The 20,127-nt window shown below is 63.1% G+C and carries 23 protein-coding genes; 17 read left to right on the top strand and 6 right to left on the bottom strand.

Going from position 1 to position 20,127, the window contains the following annotated elements; genetic code table 11:
- Nucleotides 1-96: 96 nt before the first annotated feature.
- The 5 genes from ACODSO_RS22540 (at nt 97) to ACODSO_RS22520 (ending at nt 4,060) form a co-directional block, all read left to right on the top strand.
- Nucleotides 97-1,143: a DNA polymerase III subunit beta family protein gene (locus ACODSO_RS22540; RefSeq protein ID WP_489038893.1), complete on the top strand. Its 1,047-nt coding sequence runs from the start codon at nt 97-99 to the stop codon at nt 1,141-1,143.
- Nucleotides 1,144-1,408: 265 nt separating this feature from the next.
- Nucleotides 1,409-2,707, top strand: coding sequence for an O-acetylhomoserine aminocarboxypropyltransferase/cysteine synthase family protein (locus tag ACODSO_RS22535; protein WP_489038892.1), 1,299 nt, complete (start codon nt 1,409-1,411; stop codon nt 2,705-2,707).
- Nucleotides 2,704-3,192 carry a CoA-binding protein gene (locus ACODSO_RS22530; RefSeq protein WP_489038891.1) on the top strand — a complete coding sequence of 163 codons (489 nt, stop codon included), beginning with the start codon at nt 2,704-2,706 and terminating at the stop codon, nt 3,190-3,192. Before ACODSO_RS22535 ends, ACODSO_RS22530 begins: the two co-directional genes overlap by 4 nt.
- Nucleotides 3,189-3,611, top strand: a complete 423-nt coding sequence (locus ACODSO_RS22525) for a DUF1810 domain-containing protein (RefSeq protein ID WP_489038890.1) — start codon at nt 3,189-3,191, stop codon at nt 3,609-3,611. Before ACODSO_RS22530 ends, ACODSO_RS22525 begins: the two co-directional genes overlap by 4 nt.
- Before the next feature lie 23 nt (nt 3,612-3,634).
- Entirely contained in the window at nt 3,635-4,060 is a 426-nt protein-coding gene (locus tag ACODSO_RS22520; RefSeq protein ID WP_068369862.1) for a 6,7-dimethyl-8-ribityllumazine synthase, read from the top strand.
- On the opposite strand, the gene ACODSO_RS22515 is transcribed toward ACODSO_RS22520, so the two are convergent.
- The 4 genes from ACODSO_RS22515 to dapD all read right to left on the bottom strand — a co-directional run bounded on the left by ACODSO_RS22515 (nt 4,057) and on the right by dapD (nt 8,197).
- On the bottom strand, nt 4,057-5,070 hold the full coding sequence (locus ACODSO_RS22515) for a GAF domain-containing protein (RefSeq protein ID WP_489038889.1): 1,014 nt from the start codon (nt 5,068-5,070) through the stop codon (nt 4,057-4,059). The genes ACODSO_RS22520 and ACODSO_RS22515 overlap by 4 nt on opposite strands.
- Nucleotides 5,067-6,440: a cytochrome P450 gene (locus tag ACODSO_RS22510; protein WP_489038888.1), complete on the bottom strand. Its 1,374-nt coding sequence runs from the start codon at nt 6,438-6,440 to the stop codon at nt 5,067-5,069. Before ACODSO_RS22510 ends, ACODSO_RS22515 begins: the two co-directional genes overlap by 4 nt.
- Nucleotides 6,419-7,132, bottom strand: a complete 714-nt coding sequence (locus ACODSO_RS22505) for a MinD/ParA family ATP-binding protein (RefSeq protein ID WP_489038887.1) — start codon at nt 7,130-7,132, stop codon at nt 6,419-6,421. Before ACODSO_RS22505 ends, ACODSO_RS22510 begins: the two co-directional genes overlap by 22 nt.
- A gap of 111 nt (nt 7,133-7,243) precedes the next feature.
- Nucleotides 7,244-8,197, bottom strand: coding sequence for a 2,3,4,5-tetrahydropyridine-2,6-dicarboxylate N-succinyltransferase (gene dapD / locus ACODSO_RS22500; protein WP_489038897.1), 954 nt, complete (start codon nt 8,195-8,197; stop codon nt 7,244-7,246).
- Between the two features lie 122 nt (nt 8,198-8,319).
- Between dapD and dapE the strand changes: the two genes are divergently transcribed.
- The 4 genes from dapE (at nt 8,320) to ACODSO_RS22480 (ending at nt 12,561) form a co-directional block, all read left to right on the top strand.
- Nucleotides 8,320-9,417, top strand: a complete 1,098-nt coding sequence (dapE, locus tag ACODSO_RS22495) for a succinyl-diaminopimelate desuccinylase (protein WP_489038886.1) — start codon at nt 8,320-8,322, stop codon at nt 9,415-9,417.
- Between the two features lie 9 nt (nt 9,418-9,426).
- Complete coding sequence (locus ACODSO_RS22490) at nt 9,427-10,170, top strand: LOG family protein (RefSeq protein WP_489038885.1); 744 nt, start codon at nt 9,427-9,429, stop codon at nt 10,168-10,170.
- Nucleotides 10,167-10,709, top strand: coding sequence for a cytokinin riboside 5'-monophosphate phosphoribohydrolase (log, locus tag ACODSO_RS22485; RefSeq protein ID WP_489038884.1), 543 nt, complete (start codon nt 10,167-10,169; stop codon nt 10,707-10,709). The genes ACODSO_RS22490 and log overlap by 4 nt, the downstream gene beginning before the upstream one ends.
- A gap of 76 nt (nt 10,710-10,785) precedes the next feature.
- Nucleotides 10,786-12,561 (top strand): long-chain-acyl-CoA synthetase, encoded by a 1,776-nt coding sequence (locus ACODSO_RS22480; protein WP_489038883.1) that lies wholly within the window; start codon nt 10,786-10,788, stop codon nt 12,559-12,561.
- Here the strand turns inward: ACODSO_RS22480 and ACODSO_RS22475 are convergent.
- Nucleotides 12,551-13,195: a TetR/AcrR family transcriptional regulator gene (locus tag ACODSO_RS22475; RefSeq protein WP_489038882.1), complete on the bottom strand. Its 645-nt coding sequence runs from the start codon at nt 13,193-13,195 to the stop codon at nt 12,551-12,553. The two genes, ACODSO_RS22480 and ACODSO_RS22475, sit on opposite strands and share 11 nt — an antisense overlap.
- 54 nt (nt 13,196-13,249) lie before the next feature.
- On the opposite strand from ACODSO_RS22475, the gene ACODSO_RS22470 reads away from it, so the two are divergent.
- The 7 genes from ACODSO_RS22470 to ACODSO_RS22440 all read left to right on the top strand — a co-directional run bounded on the left by ACODSO_RS22470 (nt 13,250) and on the right by ACODSO_RS22440 (nt 17,641).
- A complete protein-coding gene (locus ACODSO_RS22470; RefSeq protein WP_489038881.1) occupies nt 13,250-13,687 on the top strand; it encodes an ester cyclase in 438 nt (145 codons plus the stop codon).
- The gene (gene folP, locus ACODSO_RS22465; RefSeq protein ID WP_489038880.1) at nt 13,684-14,544 is read left to right on the top strand and encodes a dihydropteroate synthase; all 861 of its coding nucleotides are present in this window, start codon (nt 13,684-13,686) and stop codon (nt 14,542-14,544) included. Before ACODSO_RS22470 ends, folP begins: the two co-directional genes overlap by 4 nt.
- Nucleotides 14,541-15,473 carry a glucosyl-3-phosphoglycerate synthase gene (locus ACODSO_RS22460; protein ID WP_489038879.1) on the top strand — a complete coding sequence of 311 codons (933 nt, stop codon included), beginning with the start codon at nt 14,541-14,543 and terminating at the stop codon, nt 15,471-15,473. Before folP ends, ACODSO_RS22460 begins: the two co-directional genes overlap by 4 nt.
- A gap of 29 nt (nt 15,474-15,502) precedes the next feature.
- The gene (locus tag ACODSO_RS22455; protein ID WP_489038878.1) at nt 15,503-15,862 is read left to right on the top strand and encodes a DivIVA domain-containing protein; all 360 of its coding nucleotides are present in this window, start codon (nt 15,503-15,505) and stop codon (nt 15,860-15,862) included.
- Nucleotides 15,859-16,467, top strand: coding sequence for a DNA-3-methyladenine glycosylase I (locus ACODSO_RS22450; RefSeq protein ID WP_489038877.1), 609 nt, complete (start codon nt 15,859-15,861; stop codon nt 16,465-16,467). Before ACODSO_RS22455 ends, ACODSO_RS22450 begins: the two co-directional genes overlap by 4 nt.
- Before the next feature lie 97 nt (nt 16,468-16,564).
- Complete coding sequence (locus ACODSO_RS22445) at nt 16,565-16,732, top strand: DUF3117 domain-containing protein (protein ID WP_068369835.1); 168 nt, start codon at nt 16,565-16,567, stop codon at nt 16,730-16,732.
- A gap of 72 nt (nt 16,733-16,804) precedes the next feature.
- Nucleotides 16,805-17,641 carry a putative RNA methyltransferase gene (locus ACODSO_RS22440; protein ID WP_489038876.1) on the top strand — a complete coding sequence of 279 codons (837 nt, stop codon included), beginning with the start codon at nt 16,805-16,807 and terminating at the stop codon, nt 17,639-17,641.
- Here the strand turns inward: ACODSO_RS22440 and glgA are convergent.
- Entirely contained in the window at nt 17,611-18,786 is a 1,176-nt protein-coding gene (gene glgA, locus ACODSO_RS22435; RefSeq protein ID WP_489038875.1) for a glycogen synthase, read from the bottom strand. The two genes, ACODSO_RS22440 and glgA, sit on opposite strands and share 31 nt — an antisense overlap.
- 76 nt (nt 18,787-18,862) lie before the next feature.
- Between glgA and glgC the strand changes: the two genes are divergently transcribed.
- Nucleotides 18,863-20,077 (top strand): glucose-1-phosphate adenylyltransferase, encoded by a 1,215-nt coding sequence (gene glgC, locus ACODSO_RS22430; RefSeq protein ID WP_068369807.1) that lies wholly within the window; start codon nt 18,863-18,865, stop codon nt 20,075-20,077.
- Nucleotides 20,078-20,127: the final 50 nt, after the last annotated feature.

Below are 20,127 nucleotides of genomic sequence, written 5' to 3'. Positions count from 1 at the left end.
CGCACCACCGACCCACACGGCAACAACTACTTCAGCCCACCCGAACTACGACCGCGTACTTGACCTTCGGGTTACCCGAGACCCGAGGATGAACGAGTGACCACATCAGAACTGATGACCATCGGAGCCTTCGCTCGCGCAACGGGATTGACACCTGGCTCGCTGCGCTTCTACGCAGATTCGTCGCTGCTGCCGCCGGCGTGGGTGGACGAGTCGACCGGCTATCGCTACTACGCACCCGAACAAGTCGAGCAGGCAGTGACCATCAGGCGCCTTCGAGAGATCGATATGCCGCTGGACAAGGTATCGCGCGTCCTCGCCGGCGACACCACGCACATCGATGAGCACGTCAACACTCTGTTCGACGACGCGCACCGAGCTCGACAGGCAGCAGCCCACATACGTGCAGCACTCCACATCGAGAAAGGGAAAACCATGATTACCCTGAACGGACCGGTCTTCGCCAACGCCGTCGAGCAGATCCTCACTGCAACAGCGCACGACCCCGACCATCCAGTGCTGGCCGGGGTGTATCTGGAGGCACAGGACGACATTCTGACTCTCACTGCCACCGATCGTTTCAGGCTGTCGACCCGCACGATGCAAGTGGCACAGGAGTTTTCGTCGACCTGGTCTGCGCTCATCGACGGCGACGATCTCCGGTCCGCCCTTACCGCGGTTCGGCAACAGCATCGGGTGAACCTGAGCATCGGACCGTCCGGTGTCGACTTCCAACCTGCCGACCGACACTGCAGAACACTTCAGGAGGAGTTTCCGGACTATCGGTCCATGCTGAACTCGCTGCCGGCGGTGTCGACCCGCGTCGTGCTGTCCAAGACTGCACTGCAGAAGTCGATCGAAAACCAGGAGAACAAGTATCTGACTGTCGCGGTGGGGGAGGACCGCGTACGGGTCTCGGCACCGGGTTCGACCGTGTATTCGGACATCGAGGCGACGATCACGGGAGGGCCGGTCGACCTGGCCTTCGAGGTGACCACTTTGTATCCGGCAGTAGCGTCGGCGCTGGGGCCGGACGTGATGATCGATATCAGCGGCACTGACATGCCGGTCGTGGTGAGGTCCGCCGACAACGGGGACCTCACCACATTGGCGATGCCGGTGGACGCGAAGGCCTTCCGGTGATGCTGCTACTGTCGCACTCGTGACCGCGACTCATGTGACAGCCGTAGTGCTTGTCAGGCGTCGCACTGTCGATTTCGCCCTCGTGTGCACTTCCGGTTGTTGCCGGTTCTGATCCAACCAATCGGTCCGGTTCACAAGCGCTTACGAAGGGGACAGCTATGTCCACAGCTCTGTCACATCTGGGTTCGGTCACGACGGCTACCAGCCATGCCGTCGATGCCGAGCCGGCCGAGTACTCCACACCTCTGTCGAAACGGTCCGACAGATGAGCGAGAGGTCGTTCGGCCTGCGTACGCGCGCAATTCATGCAGGTGCTCGACCCGACCCGTCGACGGGTTCGCGCGCCGTACCGATCCATTCGACGGCCGGTTACGTTTTCGAGAACGCGGCCGATGCCGGAGATCTCTTCGCTCTGCAGAAATACGGCAACGTGTACAGCCGGATAGCGAACCCGACCGTGGCCGCTCTCGAAGAACGTGTCGCGAGCCTCGAGGGCGGCATCGGTGCGGTGGCTTTTGCCAGTGGCCTTGCTGCCGAGTTCGCCGTGTTCGCGGCCTTGGCAGGTAGCGGTGACCACATCGTCGCTGCTGCGGGGTTGTACGGCGGAACGGTCACCCAGCTCGACGTGACGCTGCGGAGGTTCGGCGTCGACACCTCGTTCGTACAGGGCACGGATCCAAGTGATTTTGCTGCCGCCGTGACCGATCGAACCAAGTTGATCTTCGTCGAAGTCATCGGTAACCCTTCGGGCGAGATCGCCGACCTCGATGGCCTCGCTGCGGTCGCACACGAGAACAAGATCCCGCTGGTGGTGGACGCAACGATGGCGACACCGTGGTTGTGCCGGCCGATCGAGTTCGGCGCGGACATCGTCGTGCATTCGGCGACGAAGTTTCTCGGGGGTCATGGTTCGACGCTCGGAGGGTTGGTCGTCGAGTCCGGTCGGTTCGACTGGGGCAGTGGGAAGTTCCCGCACATGACCGAACCCGTCGCGTCGTATGGTGGCCTGTCGTGGTGGGGCAATTTCGGGGAATACGGCTTCTTGACGAAGCTTCGCAGTGAGCAACTTCGCGACATCGGTGGATCACTGTCTGCCCAGTCCGCGTTCACGCTGATCCAGGGTGTGGAGACACTGCCTCAACGGATGGACGCACACGTGGCGAACGCCGCAGCAGTTGCAACCTGGCTCGATGCCGACTCCCGCGTCGACTACGTGAAGTGGGCAGGTTTGCCCGGCCATCCGCACCACGATCGGGCTGAGCGGTACCTCCCGTCGGGGCCCGGTGCAGTGTTCGCATTCGGGGTCCTCGGCGGTCGTGAAGCCGGCCAGAAGTTCGTGGAGAGCGTGCAGATCGCAAGCCACGTTGCCAACATCGGTGACGTGCGGACACTCGTCATCCATCCTGGAAGCACGACGCATCGCCAGCTCACCGACGGACAATTGCGCGGAGCGGGCGTCGGACCGGAACTCGTTCGAATCAGTGTCGGACTGGAGGATGTCGAGGACTTACTGTGGGATCTGGACCAAGCGTTGACATCGGCGACCGGACAGGAGCGGTCATGACGGCGCGTTCGTGGGAGGGCCCTTCGGCCCAGCAGCGTCAGCGGATCCTGCGTGAGACAAAGACGGTGGCGATCGTCGGCGCCTCCAAGAATGCCTCCAGAGCAAGCTATTTCGTCAATCGATACCTGTCGTCGACGAGTCACTACGAGATCTTTCTGGTCAATCCGACAGTTAGCGAGATCGAGGGCGTCACGGTGTATCCGACGCTGTCCGACCTCCCGAAGGCCCCCGATCTGGTCGACGTGTTCCGCAAGTACGACGACCTTCCTGTGGTTCTCGAGGAAACTCTCGAAGCCAAGGCCACGACGATCTGGCTTCAGCTCGGGCTGTGGCACGAGCAGGTCGCACGCGACGCCGAGGACGCAGGACTGAACGTCGTGATGGATCGATGCCTGAAGATCGAACATGCCCGATTCCACGGTGGCCTGCACTTGGCGGGCTTCGACACCGGCATCATCGATTCCAGGAGAGTGCGAGCAGGATGAGCGACTACGACTTGCAACGATTCGTCGACGCACAGGATCCGGTCTGGTCGGCGGTGCGCAGCGAACTGAAGGAGGGGCGCAAACGCACACATTGGATGTGGTTCGTCTTCCCGCAACTTGCCGGACTCGGTCTCAGTGCCACTGCGCAGCGTTACGCCCTCGCGGATCTGACCGAGGCGCAGCTGTACGTCGAGCACGAAGTCCTCGGTCCGCGTCTGCACCAGGCCGCCGCGCTCGTGGAAAAGGTGGATGGACGGAGCGTCGCCGAGATCTTCGGGTACCCCGATGATCTCAAATTGCACTCGTCGATTACGTTGTTCGCCGAAGCAGCCCCGACCGATCCGATCTTCGGCAAGATTCTCCAAAAGTACTTCGGCGGCAAGCCGGATGAGAAAACTCTCGATCTACTCGACCACTAGAATTTACAGGAGTGACGGACGACATGCCTGGAACCGTAGCCTTCATTCAAGCCACCTGGCACAAAGATCTCGTCGATCGCGCACGTGAAGGATTCGTGCAGGAATTCGGCAGCGATGTCGATCTCTTCGAGGTGCCGGGCGCGTTCGAAATCCCGCTCCACGCCCAGCGGTTGGCGAGGACGGGTAGGTACTCCGCAATCGTCGCGGCAGCACTTGTAGTCGACGGCGGCATCTATCGACACGAGTTCGTCGAGACGGCAGTGATCGACGGTCTGATGCGCGTGCAGCTGGATACCGACGTTCCCGTCTTCTCTGTTGTGTTGACGCCGCACCACTTTCACGAGCATGCCGACCACAACGAGTTCTTTGCGAATCATCTTGCGAAGAAGGGCGCCGAAGCGGCTCGGGCAGTGGTGCGCACGCTCGAATCGCTCGAGTCGATCGGCTAGTCCCGGTACATGTCGACGACCGCGAGATGTTCGCCCAGATCGCCTGGATAGAGCGAGATGCGCATGCGCGTCGCGATCCACACCTCGGGCCCGGTTGCAGCCCTGGTGCGGACAGTGATCTCCTCGTGGTTCCCGCCGTCGAGCAACCGCGAGTGTGCTTCCGAAACGATGACTCGGTCGTCGGGATGAAAGACGTCGTTCCCGGAGGAGACGTCACGCCACTGCACCCACGGAGCTGGTGTGTCGCAGAGCCACATCGCGAGATACCCCCGCCGCGGAACGAGTAGCGCGGGATAGATGCCAAGCGCATCCATTCCGCTTTGGCGCGCCAGCACGTCGAGAATCGGTTTGTCCGGGTCGACGGTGTCGGTGACGTCGTGCCAGAGCACGCGCACGCCGACCTCTCCCGGTTCGAGGCAGGCGCGCGCGTGACAGTGCCACCGCATGACGCGACCGTCGGCGTGCAGGACCGAGAACGATCCTTCCCAGGCGCCACCCTCCGTGGGTGCAAGGCAAAGCGTGAACAGGCCTGCGGTGTCGTCGAACCGAATCGATTTCGCGTAGTACTCGGCGGGCGTCCGCTCCGGAACATGCGCTTCCGGTTCCACCCCCGACATCAGCGATGCTTCGAGGGTTTGGGCGATCACGCCGCGGTCGAGCAGCCAGCTCACCCCCGACGCTGTTCTCGGCGGACCGGGGTCGCGGTCTGCGGGGCCGATCCACATCTGCAGAGCGTGGACGGCTCCGGTCGGGCCCATCACAGGCCTGGCGAGCAGCCGGTACGTCGTCGATCCACCACGGTTGCGAATGTCGATCGTTTCTTCGTACGGGCCGCGGGCACCGATCGCTCGGGTGAGAAACGGCTCGACCGCGATCTTCGGGTCGGGCGACAGCCGCTGCAGCGACAGCGATTCATGCAGACTCTTGGGGTGTCCCCCTTTGGCGACCACACCTATCGTGCCGGGGACCAAAGTTTCGATCAGCGTCCATTCCGGACTCGAGGCGGTCACCTCGGCACGACTTTCATCCGCATGTTCTGCGGCTTGAGCGTGAGCGACTCCTGCACGTTCAGTTCGTACCCGTCCTCCAGCTCGAAATCGAAGGCGCGCACCAATTCTGCAAGCGTCAGCACCGATTCGTGTAGTGCGAACTGCCGGCCTATGCAGCCCCGCATGCCGGTTCCGAACGGGCGGTAAGCCTGCGCGGGACGCGATTGTGCTCGTTCGGAGGAGAATCGATCCGGATCGAATAGTCCCGGGTCCGCACCCCATACCGGATCGCGGTGGAGCCCGAGAGTCAGCACGAAGGCCCATTCCCCTGCCTTCATCGGGTATCGACCCTCCGCGAGCGAGGTGTCCTCACGCGCTTTCCGGAAATATCCAGGTGCCGACGGCCATAGCCGCAGAGTTTCGTCGACGACACTGCGGGTGTAGCGCATCTTCGAGACATCGTCGTAGGAGATCGTTTCTGCAGACCGGTGATGGGCATCGACCTCAGCGCGAACTTTCGCGGCGACATCGGGATGCGTGGCGATGAAGTACAGCGCGAAAGCAAGGGTCCCGGCCGTCGTCTCGTTTCCGGCGACCAGGAAGGTCAGGACCTGATGGCGGATGTTGACTCGGTCCAACAGTTCGCCGGTCTCCGGATCCGGGGTGTGAAGCATAAGGTCCAGCAGATCGTCGTGGCGAGTGTCGTCGAGTACACGCTTTTCGATCACCTCGTCGACGACGCCGTGCACGTAGGCGATGTCGCGGTCGTTGCGGATGCGATCCCCACGACGAAAAGCGCGCATGAACGGCATATCGTTCGACGTGCGATTGACATAGCCGAGGATCCGAACGATTGCCGCGACGAACGCGTCGTCGTTGCGAGCGAAAGCGTCGAAGCTGTAGCCGAATCCGGCTCGGGCCATGTTCTCGAGCGTCAATTTGTTGAGGTCGGCGGTCACGTCGACCGAGGTGTCCGTACGTGTGTTCCAGTGCTCGACCAGCTCAAAGGCGACCTCGGTCATGACGTGGTGGTATCGACGCATCGCTTCGCGGCTGAAGCCGGGCATGAGAATTCGGTGTGCCGCTCCCCAGTTGGGTTCGGAGTTGAATGCGGTGAACAGTCCGTCTCCGCCGAGCGCACGAAGCTTACGGTGTGGAAGCGCAAGGAACTTCGCGAACCTCGACTCGTCGTTCAACTCGGCGACGAGATCTGCACCGCTGACGACGATCAGTCTGTGACGGAGGATCTTGCGCTCGAAGATCGGACCGAGTTCGGCTGCCATCTCGAGTTCACGCTGTGTGGGCTTGTCTGCGTCGATACTCAGAACGTCGCCGAGGACGGGGAGTCGAAAGCGGGGCGTCGGTATCGTCACGCCGACATTGTGCCGCATTCCCCATCGACGGTTCGTTCGCGTAGCTGCTCGTAGGCCGCGGCAGTGCCGGGCGCCAGTTCGGCGGCGGTGATCGTCAGCCCGGCACCGAGATGAGGGTCGTATGGAATCTCGTGGACGGAGACGGCACGCCGTGCAAGGCACTTCCTCAGCTCGGCGACATCGACGACGGGCGCACCGGGAACCTGATGCGTCAAGACGACCGAGGTCCGGTGGACCGCTCGTTCGCCGATCGTCAGCGAGATGGTCTGGAGTGCGGTCCGAGCGCGACTCAGGGCATCGGGACGGGCAGACACGGCGAGCACGATCGCTGCCGACGGATCGGTCCGCAGTGGTCGTGCACTGTCGCGGCCGAACGCGCGATGGCCCAAGTCGTACAGCGAGGCATCGGAGTTGTGGCGTAGGTACCAATCGATCCGCTGCAGATCAGGTTCGGTCGCCTCCAGCCAAGCCCGACCCACTACGCGAAGGCCGGAACTGGACACCGACAGATCGCCGTCGGGGAAGCCCGATTCGATCGTCGAGGACGTGACCCGGTAGTCGGCAGCGCGGTCGACCAGGTCCCCTCCGCCGACGGTGGCGTCGACCGCCACCGCTGCGGAGCCGCTGATCGCCCACGCGTTGGCGAGACCGACCGTCGTTGCGGTCGCTCCAGCCCCACCGCTTGCACCCAGTACCAACGTCACGCTCATAGTTGCCCTCGCCGTAGTGGTCAGCGTCGGTGGTGCAACGTCCGGGCCGGTCGACAAGCCGCGGGAAACTTCCGAATGGAAGCGCTCAGGAAGTATACAGAACCTTCACAGTCAGTCGTTGGCGTGCAAGGCCGCGTTCAGCTCGACGCCGGTGCCCTTCCATGGCACGACCTCGACGGCGCCGGATACCGAGTTGCGTCGGAACAACAGGTTGCTGTGGCCGGTCAAGGTTGCAGCCTTCACCACGGTGCCGTCGGGGCCAGTGACCTTGGTGCCTGCAGTGATGTAGAGACCGGCTTCGACGACACAATCGTCCCCGAGGGAAATGCCGAGGCCCGAATTGGCGCCGAGCAGGCAACTCTTGCCGACGGAGATGACATTCTTGCCGCCACCGGACAGCGTGCCCATGATCGATGCGCCGCCACCGACGTCCGAGCCGTCCCCGACTACGACACCGGCCGAGATCCGTCCCTCGACCATCGAGTTGCCGAGCGTGCCTGCATTGAAGTTGACGAAGCCTTCGTGCATGACCGTGGTGCCGCTGGCGAGGTGCGCACCCAGTCGCACACGATCGGCGTCGGCGATGCGGACACCCGTCGGAACGACGTAGTCGACGAGCCGCGGGAACTTGTCGATGCTGTAGACGGTGACCTGTCCGCGGGCGCGCAGCCGTGCGCGGACGGTCTCGAAGCCTTCGACGGCTGCGGGACCGAAGTTGGTCCAGACGACGTTCGCAAGTAATCCGAACTGACCGTCGAGGTTCACCCCATGTGGCTGAACGAGTCGGTGCGAGAGCAGGTGCAGGCGTAGATAGACGTCGTGGGCATCGATCGGTGCGTCGTCGATGGATGCGATCGTGGTGCGGACGGCCACGACGTCGACTCCTCGCGCCGTGTCGGGCCCGACGAGATCGGCGAGCTCGACGGGGATGTCGGAGCCCTCGAGCAGGGTGGTCCCGGTGTCGGCGAACTCGCCGAGTTCGGGGCTCGGGTACCAGGTGTCGAGAACGACTCCACTGGTGGTGATGTTGGCTAGGCCGATTGCGGATGCTCCCTGTGCGCTCACAGCTATCGAGAATACGGTGTACACGTAGGCCAGGTGGCGGGGAGTCATGTAGATCCTCGGCAGTGGGACTCCCGTCGGCGCGGTGCACGAGGTCGCCGGAGTCCGAGATCTAGACTGGCTCGGTGAGTTCGTACCCTGAGCTGGATTTGCACGCCGACCCGATCGATCTGACCGCAGCCCTGGTGGACATCCCCAGCGTCTCCGAGGACGAGTCCGTCATCGCCGATGCAGTGGAAACTGCATTGCGTGCGCAGACCGATGGATTCGACATCGTCCGCAGTGGCAACGCAGTCCTCGCGCGCACCAATCGAGGGCAGAAAAGTCGCGTCATGCTCGCGGGGCACCTGGATACCGTGCCGATCGCCGACAACGTGCCGAGCCGTCGGACCGACGACGACGCCGAGGGTGACGTCATCCACGGTTGCGGGACCGTCGATATGAAGTCGGGCGATGCAGTGTTCTTGCATCTGGCAGCCACCGTCACCGACGCCGTGCACGACATGACTCTGGTGTTCTACGACTGCGAAGAGATCGAGGCGTCGAAGAACGGACTCGGTCGAATCGAGCGGGAACTTCCCGAGTGGTTGCAGGCCGATGTCGCAATTCTGGGCGAGCCCACCGGTGGATTCATCGAGGCAGGATGCCAGGGCACGTTGCGGGTTCGGCTCTCGGCCAGTGGAACCCGCGCTCATAGTGCTCGATCTTGGTTGGGAGACAATGCAATCCACAAGTTCGGAGCGGTTCTGAACCGGCTTGCCTCCTACCCGGCGCGACAAGTGGACATCGACGGTTGCGTCTATCGTGAGGGGCTTTCGGCAGTCCGCATCTCGGGCGGCGTGGCAGGCAACGTCGTCCCCGATGCAGCGGAACTCGACGTGAACTTCCGATTCGCGCCGGATCGGACTGTCGAGCAGGCGATCGAGCACGTGCGTGAGGTCGTGGACGGACTGTCCCTCGGCTTCGAGGTCACCGATTCCTCACCTGGTGCGCTACCGGGCCTCGGTGCCCCTGCGGCGTCTGCCCTCATCGCGGCCGCGGGCGGACAGTTCCGTGCCAAGTACGGCTGGACGGATGTCTCCAGATTCTCGGCACTCGGAATTCCAGCGGTGAACTACGGCCCGGGCGACCCGAACCTGGCCCACAAGCGCGACGAACGCGTGCCGACTGAGCAGATCACCGATGTTGCACGCGTCCTACGGGGATACCTGACTGCCGGATAGCCTGTCCGCATGGACGACGAGAAGGCGATCAAGCACAAGGGGCCGGTGGTCCTACGCCGGGGGCGAAACTCGGAAACTTCCACGTCGGATCAGCGATTGCTCGATCAGCGGGGACCCGGAAACTGGATTCACACCGATACCTGGCGGGTGCTGCGGATTCAGAGCGAGTTCGTGGAGGGGTTCGGTGCGCTCGCCGAGGTGCCGAAAGCGGTCACAGTGTTCGGTTCGGCGCGCATTGCGAAAGACCATCCGCAGTACCAACGCAGTCGAGAACTCGGAAAAGCCCTCGCCGAGGCTGGATTCGCCGTGATCACCGGTGGTGGACCCGGAGTGATGGAGGGTGCGAACCGCGGTGCGTGTGAAGCCGACGGGTACTCCATCGGACTCGGGATCGAGTTGCCGTTCGAGCAAGGTCTCAACGAATGGGTGGATCTGGGCATCAACTTCCGCTACTTCTTCGTCCGAAAGACGATGTTCGTCAAGTACTCTCAGGCGTTCGTGTGTCTTCCCGGTGGGTTCGGCACCCTCGATGAGATGTTCGAGGCGCTGACCCTGGTGCAGACAGGCAAGATCACCCGATTTCCGATCATCCTGTTGGGCACCGAGTTCTGGTCCGGGCTGATCGATTGGATCAAGAACACCCTCGTGGCCGAAGGCACGGTGTCGCCTTCGGACCTCGAGCTCATTCACTGCACCGACAGCGTCGAACAAGCAGTGCAGATCATTCGAAGTACGACGGGGGAGAAGTTGTGAGTTGGAATGTGTGTGTCTACTGCGCCTCGGGGCCGGTGGATCCTTCTTTCATCGAACTGGCCCGGGAGCTCGGGACAGCGATCGGTAGCCGGGGCTGGGGATTGGTGTCGGGTGGCGGCAACGTGTCGATGATGGGGGCCGTCGCGGAGTCTGCGCGGGCGGCGGGTGCCTTCACCGTCGGAGTCATCCCGAAGGCTCTCGTGCATCGCGAAGTCGCCGACGTCGATGCCGACGAACTGATCGTCACCGACACGATGCGTGAGCGAAAAAGAATCATGGAGGATCGGGCCGACGCGTTCATCACGCTTCCCGGTGGCATCGGCACGCTGGAGGAGCTGTTCGAAACGTGGACGGCCGGCTACCTCGGCATGCACGACAAGCCCATGGTGCTACTGGATCCAGTGGGGCATTTCGAGGGTCTGTTGCAGTGGATCGACAGTCTCTCGTCGACGGGTTTCGTTCAGCAGCGGGCTCTGGACGCGCTGGTCAGAACGGTCACGATCGAGGCCGCACTCGATGCTTGCTCGCGTCGGGAGTGAAGCAGCGGTGACCTATGAAGTCTTGTTACTCTGGAGTAGGGTAAGAAATCTCACATCGGACACATAAGGGGAGTTCATGGCTGTCGATGCCCGTCAGAAAATCGGAGTGACCGACCTTGCGGTCGCGTTGCCGAAAATGGTGACGGAGGTGCCGAGCCTGCTGAAGGGCTTGGCGGGGTTCACCCGCAAGCCGCACCACAAGGCATCCATCGGACAGGTGTTCCAGGACGCCGCTGCCAAGCGCGGCAGTCATCCCTTTGTGCGATTCGAAGGCGAGTCGATTTCGTACACCGATGCGAACGCCCTGGTCAACCAATATGCAGGGGTGTTCATCGATCGCGGAGTCAAGCGCGGTGACGTCGTAGGCGTGCTCAGCAAGAATCGTCCCGAGGCGCTGTTCGCCGCGCTTGCCGCCGTCAAGCTCGGTGCCACGGCGGGGATGCTCAACTACAACCAGCGCGGTGACGTACTCGAGCACAGCCTCGGAATTCTCGACGCCACGGTTCTGGTGTTGGACGAGGACGCACAGGAAGCTCTCGACTCCCTGGAGAAAGCGCCGCAGGCGGGATCGGTGATTCCGCTACGCGAGCTCGCCGAACTTGCGAAGAAGGAGTCGTCGGCCAACCCGGCGGTCACGTCCGAGATCCAAGCCAAGGAGAAGGCGTTCTACATCTTCACCTCCGGCACCACTGGGATGCCGAAGGCGTCTCTGATGAGTCACTTCCGCTGGCTCAAGTCGATGTCCGGGCTCGGAAACATGGGTGTCCGGTTGCGCGGAGACGACGTCATCTACTGCTGTCTGCCGCTGTATCACAACAATGCCCTGACGGTAACGCTGTCCTCGGTGCTCGCCGGTGGTGCAACGATGGCAATCGGCAAGCAGTTCTCGGTCAGCAACTTCTGGCAAGACATCAAGGTGAACAAGGCCACGGCGTTCACCTACATCGGTGAACTGTGCCGCTACCTGCTGACTCAGCCGAAGAAGGACACCGACCGCGACAACACGGTCAAGCTCGTCGTCGGCAACGGTCTCCGCCCCGAGATCTGGGAGGAGTTCACCGATCGTTTCGGCATCGAGCGGGTCGCCGAGTTCTACGGCGCCAGCGAGTGCAACATCGCGTTCGTCAACGCGCTGAACATGAAGAAGACCGCAGGCGTGTGCCCGTTGCCGTACGCAGTCGTCGAATACGACGAGGAGAGTGGCAAAGCAAAGCGTGGCCAGGACGGAAAGCTGCGCAAGGTGGGCACCGGTGAGGTCGGTCTGCTTCTGTCGAAGGTCACCGATCGGGCGCCGTTCGACGGCTACTCCGACGACGCGGCAAGTGAGAAGAAGTTGGTCCGTGACGGATTCAAGGACGGCGACCAGTGGTTCGACACCGGTGACCTCGTCCGGAAGCAGGGCTGGTTGCACGTCGCTTTCGTCGACCGGCTCGGGGACACCTTCCGCTGGAAGGGCGAGAACGTAGCGACGACGCAGGTCGAGGGTGCTCTGGGCGGGCATCCGGCCGTCGATGGCGCGGTCGTCTACGGCGTCGGCATCGACGGTACCGACGGCAAAGCAGGAATGGCTGCAGTGACACTGAGAGACGGAGAGATCTTCGACGGCAAAGCCGTCGCGGAGCATCTGTACGACAAGCTTCCGACGTATGCGGTACCTCTGTTCGTCCGAGTCGTCGAGAGTCTGGAGACGACCTCGACGTTCAAGAGCCAGAAGGTCGCTCTGCGGAAGCTGGGGTACGAAGAGGACGGCGACAGCGAGCTGTACGTACTGCGCGGCAAGTCGGGCGGCTACGACAAGGCCTACGACGGCTACGTCGACGAGGTCGCTGCAGGTAAGGCCCCTAAGGGCTGACAAGCAAACTCGAGGTCAGAGTGACCTCGAGCCACTGTGCGTAGCGGTCGGTCGTCCAGCCCGACCGCTCGCACAGCATCCGGTGCATCTCGGGGCTGGTCAATGCCCAGATCGTCGTGCCGGCCGTTTCGACATCGACCGCCAATTCTCCGCGCGCTCGAACCCACTCGGCGATCTGCATCATCGCTGCCCGACGTTGGCGATCCTGAATGTCGCTTCGCAGCGCCGCAATATCCTCGTCCACAGCAGCTGCGCCGACGAGAATGTCGTCGAGCGCCCGAATTCGCGAAACCTGGCGGGCAATCCCCGACGCGAAGATGCGCAGCTGAGTGTGCTGGTCGAGTTCGTCGCGCACGGCGAGGGCAGGGGCGCGTTGCATGATCGGTGTCCCGTCACTGTCGCCGCCGATATCCAGATCGATCACTTCCCGCAGCAGCGTCCGCTTGTTCTTGAAGACGTGGAACACGGTGTCCGGAGACACCTCGGCGGCGGCAGCGATGGCTGGAACTGCAGTCTTGGCGTAGCCGTTCGCGAGGAAGAGCGTGCGTGCCGCCTCGATGATGCGTAACCGAGTGGCTTCGGCATGCTCCCGTCGCACCGCGGAGTTGTAGTTCCTCTTGACGTTCTCGGTCATCGGACGGAGTATATGCGTATTCATCCGAGTGTCACATGAACGAATTGGGGCGTCATGGATATTCAGCAGGCCAAAGCCCGAGTGGGTCGTGTTTTCGAGGACGGATTCGGACGGGGTGATCTCTCTTCCGTCGACGCGGCTCTCGCGCCGACTGCGGTCGATCGGCACGCCTTCGGCCCCGATGAACCGAACATGGCGGCACACCTGAAAGGGGCGATTGCGATGTTCCGGTCGGCGATGCCGGACCTCGACGTCACGATCGGAGACCTGTTCGGGGAAGGCGATCGCGTCGCCGCGCGAGTCGAGATGCGCGGCACCCACACGGGTTCGCCGCTGTTCGGCGTCCCCGCCTCCGGCGAACCGGTGTCCATCGAGCAGTTCCATGTCATCGAACTCGACGACGACGGACGTGGTGCCCGGCATTGGGCCAATGTGGGAGCCGACACCATCGCACTCGGGCACATCCGCCGAAATGCCACTATGGATGAATGAGCCTTCTCTGCGGCAAGTCGGTGCCCGACGATCGCGCACTGGTCATGGCGATCGTCAACCGCACTCCCGACTCGTTCTACGACAAGGGAGCGAACTTCACCGATGACGCGGCGATGGCGTCGGTGCATCGGGCTGTCGCAGAGGGCGCGGACATGGTCGACATCGGAGGCGTCAAAGCCGGTCCCGGTGCAGGAGTGGACGCCGCCGAGGAGATCCGACGCGTCGTGCCGTTCGTCGAGGCGATCCGCGGTGAGTACCCGGATCTGCTCATCAGCGTCGACACGTGGCGCAGCGAAGTCGCTCGACTCGCGTGCGGTGTCGGTGCCGACCTGATCAACGACACATGGGCGGGCGCCGATCCGGACCTCGTTGCCGTTGCTGCCGAAGAACGCGTCGGCATCGTCTGTTCTCATACCGGCGGCGCGACGCCGAGAACCCGTCCCCATCGTGTTCGATACACCGATGTGGTTGCCGATGTGGTCTCAGAGGTGGCGGCTGCGGCCGAAAAAGCTGTCGCGGCGGGGGTTCGGAAGGACTCGATTCTGATCGATCCGACGCACGATTTCGGAAAAAACACCTTCCACGGGCTCGAGTTGTTGCGTCGCGTGGACGTTCTTGTAAACACCGGGTGGCCTGTGCTCATGGCGCTGAGCAACAAGGACTTCATCGGGGAGACTCTAGGTGTAGAACTCGCCGACCGGTTGGAGGGAACATTGGCAGCGACAGCATTGGCCGCAGCAGGCGGCGCCCGAATGTTCCGGGTGCACGAGGTTGCGTCGACCAGAAGAGTCGTAGACATGGTTGCGGCGATCCAGGGAACGAGAATTCCGGCTCGGACAGTGAGGGGTCTCGCATGACGCTTGCCGACCGAACCACCGTGACGACATCGTGGGCTGACACCAACGGCTGGGATTCCCCGTCGTGGTCGCTGGCGGAGTTGGAGGCGGCCAAGGCTGGCCGCACCGTCTCGGTCGTGTTGCCCGCGCTCAACGAGGAAGACACCGTCGCCGCGGTGGTGGACACGATCCATCCACTGCTCGGCGGTCTCGTCGACGAGTTGATCGTGCTGGACTCCGGTTCGACCGATGCCACCGCAGAGCGGGCAACGGCGGCGGGTGCGCGAGTCATCAGCCGCGAGGAAGCAATTCCCGGGCTGGATCCGGTCCGGGGAAAGGGCGAGGTGCTGTGGCGTTCGGTCGCGGCGTCGACCGGAGATCTCATTGCGTTCGTCGACTCCGATCTCATCAACCCGGATCCGGCGTTCGTACCGAAGCTCCTGGGTCCGCTTCTGATGCGTGACGGCATTCATCTCGTGAAGGGCTATTACCGCCGGCCGCTGCGCACGAGCGGCACCGAGGACGCCAATGGTGGAGGACGAGTCACCGAGCTGGTCGCGCGACCGATGCTCGCCGCGCTCCGGCCCGAACTGACCGGCGTCATCCAACCTCTCGGTGGCGAGTACGCCGGGACGCGGGAATTGCTGTCCTCGGTACCGTTTGCGCCTGGCTACGGCGTGGAGATCGGGCTGCTGCTCGACACGTACGATCGGCTGGGCCTCAGCGCCATCGGTCAGGTCAACCTCGGTGTACGCAAGCACCGCAACCGTCCTCTGGTCGAACTCGGTGCGATGAGCCGACAGATCGTAGGGACCATGCTGAACCGGTGCGGGATGGTGGATTCGGGAGCCGGTCTCATGCAGTTCCGCGTCGACGGCGACTCGTTCGTGCCGTTCACCACCGAGGTGTCGCTGGCGGATCGACCGGCCATCAACACCTTGCACGTGTGACGGGCAGGGCCGCATGAGAGCATTCAGCAATGCTGACGCTCCTGATGTACGTCGTCATCATTGCCGTCATCGCGGCCCTGCTCTTCTTCTCGGCGAGCGCCGTATTCGGGCGCGGTGAGGAACTGGAGCCACTCCCGGAAGGGACGACGGCGACGGTTCTGCCCGCCGAAGGGGTGACCGGGGATGACGTCCGGATGCTGAAATTTCAGCAGACACTGCGCGGATACAAGCAGAGCGAGGTCGATTGGGCGCTCGATAGATTGGGCGCTGAGATCGACCTACTCAGATCCAGGCTCGCCGCCATCGAAGCGCCGATCACAGCCGAAGCGCCGATCACAGCCGAAGCGCCGATCACAGCCGAAGCGCCGGCCGCTGCCGACGAACGATGACGGCGATCGAAGGACCCGACGGCAAACTCCGATGCCCGTGGGGTGCCGTCGACGACGAGCTGTACCGGGACTATCACGACACCGAATGGGGCCGTGAGCTCCATGGCCGTGACGCACTCTACGAGCGGTTGTGCTTGGAGGCATTTCAATCGGGGCTCTCCTGGATCACGATTCTGCGCAAGCGGGAGAACTTCCGTGCGGCCTTCGAGGGATTCGACGTCGAGAAGGTCGCCTCGTTCGGAGCGGACCACGTCGAACGATTGATGACCGACCGATCGATTGTGCGGAACCGCGCGAAGATCGTGGCGGCCATCGGCAATGCCAGAGTCATTCTCGATCTACGCGACACCGACTTGGACTCGTTACTGTGGTCTTTCGCGCCACCGCCCCGACCTCGACGTCTCGTTTCGGCATCGGATGTGCCGGCAGTGACCGAGGAATCGACGTCGATGGCCAAGGAACTCAAGCGCCGCGGGCTGCGATTCTTCGGGCCGACGACGGCCTACGCGTTGATGCAGGCCACCGGAATGGTGGACGATCACCTGTCCGATTGCCTCGTGACACCGCCGAATACCGACTCCGGTTCCCGGTATGGCCCTGCATAGGGAAGAATAGGACTCGAGAACATCGCCGCTCACGGCGAGAACATCTTTTTTGACCGACGCGCAGAGCAGGATGGCGCAGATCTGGAGGGAGCAGAGGATGGCGGCGATGAAGCCCCGGACCGGGGACGGTCCCCTCGAAGCAACCAAAGAGGGACGAGGGATCGTGATGAGGGTGCCGCTTGAAGGTGGTGGACGTCTTGTCGTCGAACTCACCCCTGACGAAGCAGCCGCACTCGGTGAAGAGCTGAAAGGCGTCACCGGTTAACTGCTCGTCTGTTTCTGTGCCTAGCCCCGCTTGCCGATCCGGTAGGCGGGGCTTCGTGATGGGGTCGGGTGCATGCTGTCCGACGTAATAGACGTACTGATCTGCCCCCACTGCGGTGCCGACCTCGACCTGGAGGACCGCACTGTCCTGTGCGACCGGGGACATACCTTCGACGTCGCGAGGCAGGGATACGTCAGTCTCCTGCCCGGGAGTGCGGGCAAGATCGCCGGAGACTCGGCGGAGATGATCGCTGCGCGATCGCAGTTTCTCGACGGCGGGCACTTCGCTCCTGTGTCGGAGGCGGTGGTCGACGCCGTCGGTCAGCGCGAGACAGTCCTCGAAGTCGGCGTCGGCAGCGGGCACTATCTTGCATCGGTACTCGAGCGAACCGGTGGACGAGGCGTCGGCATCGACGTGTCCAAGGCGGCGGCTCGTCGTGCCGCGCAAGCACACCCTGCGATCGGATCGGTCGTTGCCGATGTATGGCAGGGGCTGCCAGTGCGCACGGGATCGACAGGGGCAGTCACCTGTGTCTTCTCGCCACGAAATGCGGTGGAGCTCAGGCGGGTACTCGAACCTGACGGGGTGTTGGTTGTCGTGACCCCGACGGCCCGGCATCAGCAGGAATTGATCGGCACTCTCGGCCTCATCGGCGTCGACGAGGACAAGGCCCGACGGCTCGGTGATTCACTCGCCGGGAAATTCGATCTGCTCGACCGCCGGAGCGTCGAGTACCAAATGCACCTGGGCCACATCGACGTCGAAAGCCTCGTTGCGATGGGCCCCTCGGCGCGCCACACGACGCACGCGTCGCGGCGGGAGTCGATCGCGGCCCTGCCGGACATCGTCGAGGTGACGGTGTCCGTCGTGGTCGGAGTTTATGCCCGCCGGGCGAGTGCGGCCTCGTAGACCTCGACCGTCTGCTGAGCGATGGCACCCCAGGAGAATTCGGCGACGGCTCGTGCTCTGCCTGCCGTGCCCATCGTCGCGGCCGTCTGCGGATCGAGGGCCACCTCGTTCACCGTCTGTGCCAGGGTGCGCTCGAATGCTGCAGGCTCGTACGAGTTGTAGTGAACCAGGCGTCCGGTGACACCGTCGTCGACAACCTCGGGGATGCCTCCGACGTCGGATGCGACCACTGCGGTCTCGGTCGCCATCGCTTCGAGGTTGACGATGCCGAGGGGCTCGTACACTGATGGGCACACGAAAACTTGTGCAGCAGAGAGTATCTCGCGGATCTTCTCGGTCGGTAGCATTTCGCGGACCCAGAATACGCCGGAACGAGTCCGTTGGAGCTCTTCGACTGCGCGCTCGGTTTCGGCGGCGATCTCCGGTGTGTCCGGTGCGCCCGCGCACAGCACGAGTTGAATCGACGGATCGAAATGGTGTGCCGCGGCAATCAGATGTCCGACGCCCTTCTGCCGGGTGATGCGTCCGACGAAGGCGACGATCGGTCTGTTCGGATCGACACCGATTGCGTCGAGGGCCGAATCGTTGGCATCGGCTGCGGGGCCGGCATGCCAGTTCTCCGTGTCGATTCCATTGCGCACCACATGAACTCGGCTCGGGTCGAGTCGGGGATAGGCGTCGAGCACATCTTTCGCCATGCCCTCGCTGACCGCGATGACGGCGTCTGCGTACTCGACGGCGTTCTTCTCCGACCACGACGAAATGCGATAGCCGCCGCCCAACTGTTCGGCCTTCCACGGTCGACGAGGTTCGAGTGAGTGGGCAGTGAGGATGTGCGGCACGCCGTACAGCTCCGCGGCCAAGTGCCCGGCGAGTCCGGTGTACCAGGTGTGCGAGTGCACGACATCGGCACCTGCAGCCGCGTTGGCCATCCGTAGCTCGGCTGACAGAGTGGTCAGGGCGGCATTCGCTCCACGAATGGCGGGGTCGGGATCGTGAACCTGCGCAGTGTCTCGCGGCGCTCCCATACAGTGGATGTCGACCTCGCACAGCGCTTTCAGTTGCGCCGCCAATTCGGTGACGTGTACACCTGCCCCGCCGTAGACCTCAGGCGGATATTCCCTTGTCATCATTGCAACGCGCACACCTGTCAACTTACATTCATCGGGCGAAACGCGTGTACTGCTAGCAAGGTTCATCCGCTACGGATAGGTTGGTTGCGTGAGGACACAACCGCACGTACTAGGGATCGTGCTTGCCGGCGGTGAGGGTAAGCGGCTTTACCCGATGACCGCGGATCGAGCTAAGCCTGCCGTCCCATTCGGCGGCGCATATCGACTGATCGACTTCGTTCTGAGCAACCTCGTCAATGCCGGTTACCTCCGGCTCTGCGTGTTGACCCAGTACAAGTCGCACTCACTCGACCGGCACATCTCGCAGACCTGGCGCCTGTCCGGGTTCGCGGGGGAGTACATCACTCCGGTGCCGGCACAGCAGCGACTCGGTCCGCGCTGGTACACCGGCAGCGCCGACGCCATCTTCCAATCGCTCAACCTCGTATACGACGAAGACCCCGAGTACATCGTGGTGTTCGGCGCCGACCACGTGTACCGCATGGATCCGGAACAGATGGTGCAGCAGCACATCGATTCCGGTGCAGGCGTCACGGTCGCCGGTATCCGAGTGCCGCGGAGTGAGGCCTTCGCGTTCGGTTGCATCGACAGCGACGAGAACGGCAACATCACTCAGTTCCTGGAGAAGCCGGCACAGCCGCCCGGCACTCCGGATGACCCGAACGTCACCTATGCGTCGATGGGTAACTACGTCTTCACGACGAAGGTGCTGATCGACGCGATCAAGGCGGACGCGGAGAACTCCGATTCCGATCACGACATGGGTGGAGACATCATCCCGGCTCTCGTGAAGGCCGGAGTCGCGTCGGTGTACGACTTCAACGACAACGTGGTGCCCGGTGCGACCGAACGCGACCGCGGGTATTGGCGTGACGTCGGCACCATCGATGCGTTCTACGACGCCCACATGGATCTGGTGTCCGTGCACCCGATCTTCAACCTCTACAACCGCCGTTGGCCCATCCGCGGCGCCGCCGAGAATCTGCCCCCTGCCAAGTTCGTCCAGGGTGGACTCGCACAAGAATCCGTCGTCGGCGCCGGTTGCATCCTGTCGGCCGCCACCGTCCGTAACTCCGTGTTGTCGTCGAACGTCATGATCGACGACGGAGCGACCGTCGAGGGCAGTGTGCTGATGCCGGGCGTCAAGATCGGAAAGGGCGCCGTGGTTCGGCGCGCGATCCTGGACAAGAACGTCGTCGTCGGTCCCGGTGAGATCATCGGGGTCGACCTCGAGCGTGACAAGGAGCGGTTCAACGTCTCTGCCGGGGGCGTCGTCTCCGTGGGCAAGGGCGTGTGGATCTAGCGGTTCCGCCGCAGTGGGTTTGGCGGCTCCGCCGCCAGTGGCACGGTTGA

The sequence above is a fragment of the Rhodococcus sp. FG69 genome, from assembly GCF_057808915.1.
The sequence above is the reverse complement of the archived record's forward strand: the minus strand, read 5'-3'. Positions and strand labels throughout refer to the sequence as shown.

Coding starts and splice junctions, on each gene's coding strand:
- ACODSO_RS22535 (WP_489038892.1), top strand. CDS start 1,409: ATGAGCGAGAGGTCGTTCGGCCTGCGTACGCGCGCAATTCATGCAGGT.
- ACODSO_RS22530 (WP_489038891.1), top strand. CDS start 2,704: ATGACGGCGCGTTCGTGGGAGGGCCCTTCGGCCCAGCAGCGTCAGCGG.
- ACODSO_RS22525 (WP_489038890.1), top strand. CDS start 3,189: ATGAGCGACTACGACTTGCAACGATTCGTCGACGCACAGGATCCGGTC.
- ACODSO_RS22520 (WP_068369862.1), top strand. CDS start 3,635: ATGCCTGGAACCGTAGCCTTCATTCAAGCCACCTGGCACAAAGATCTC.
- ACODSO_RS22510 (WP_489038888.1), bottom strand. CDS start 6,440: ATGCGGCACAATGTCGGCGTGACGATACCGACGCCCCGCTTTCGACTC.
- ACODSO_RS22505 (WP_489038887.1), bottom strand. CDS start 7,132: ATGAGCGTGACGTTGGTACTGGGTGCAAGCGGTGGGGCTGGAGCGACC.
- ACODSO_RS22490 (WP_489038885.1), top strand. CDS start 9,427: ATGGACGACGAGAAGGCGATCAAGCACAAGGGGCCGGTGGTCCTACGC.
- ACODSO_RS22480 (WP_489038883.1), top strand. CDS start 10,786: ATGGCTGTCGATGCCCGTCAGAAAATCGGAGTGACCGACCTTGCGGTC.
- ACODSO_RS22475 (WP_489038882.1), bottom strand. CDS start 13,195: ATGACCGAGAACGTCAAGAGGAACTACAACTCCGCGGTGCGACGGGAG.
- ACODSO_RS22470 (WP_489038881.1), top strand. CDS start 13,250: ATGGATATTCAGCAGGCCAAAGCCCGAGTGGGTCGTGTTTTCGAGGAC.
- folP (WP_489038880.1), top strand. CDS start 13,684: ATGAGCCTTCTCTGCGGCAAGTCGGTGCCCGACGATCGCGCACTGGTC.
- ACODSO_RS22460 (WP_489038879.1), top strand. CDS start 14,541: ATGACGCTTGCCGACCGAACCACCGTGACGACATCGTGGGCTGACACC.
- ACODSO_RS22455 (WP_489038878.1), top strand. CDS start 15,503: ATGCTGACGCTCCTGATGTACGTCGTCATCATTGCCGTCATCGCGGCC.
- ACODSO_RS22450 (WP_489038877.1), top strand. CDS start 15,859: ATGACGGCGATCGAAGGACCCGACGGCAAACTCCGATGCCCGTGGGGT.
- ACODSO_RS22445 (WP_068369835.1), top strand. CDS start 16,565: ATGGCGGCGATGAAGCCCCGGACCGGGGACGGTCCCCTCGAAGCAACC.
- ACODSO_RS22440 (WP_489038876.1), top strand. CDS start 16,805: ATGCTGTCCGACGTAATAGACGTACTGATCTGCCCCCACTGCGGTGCC.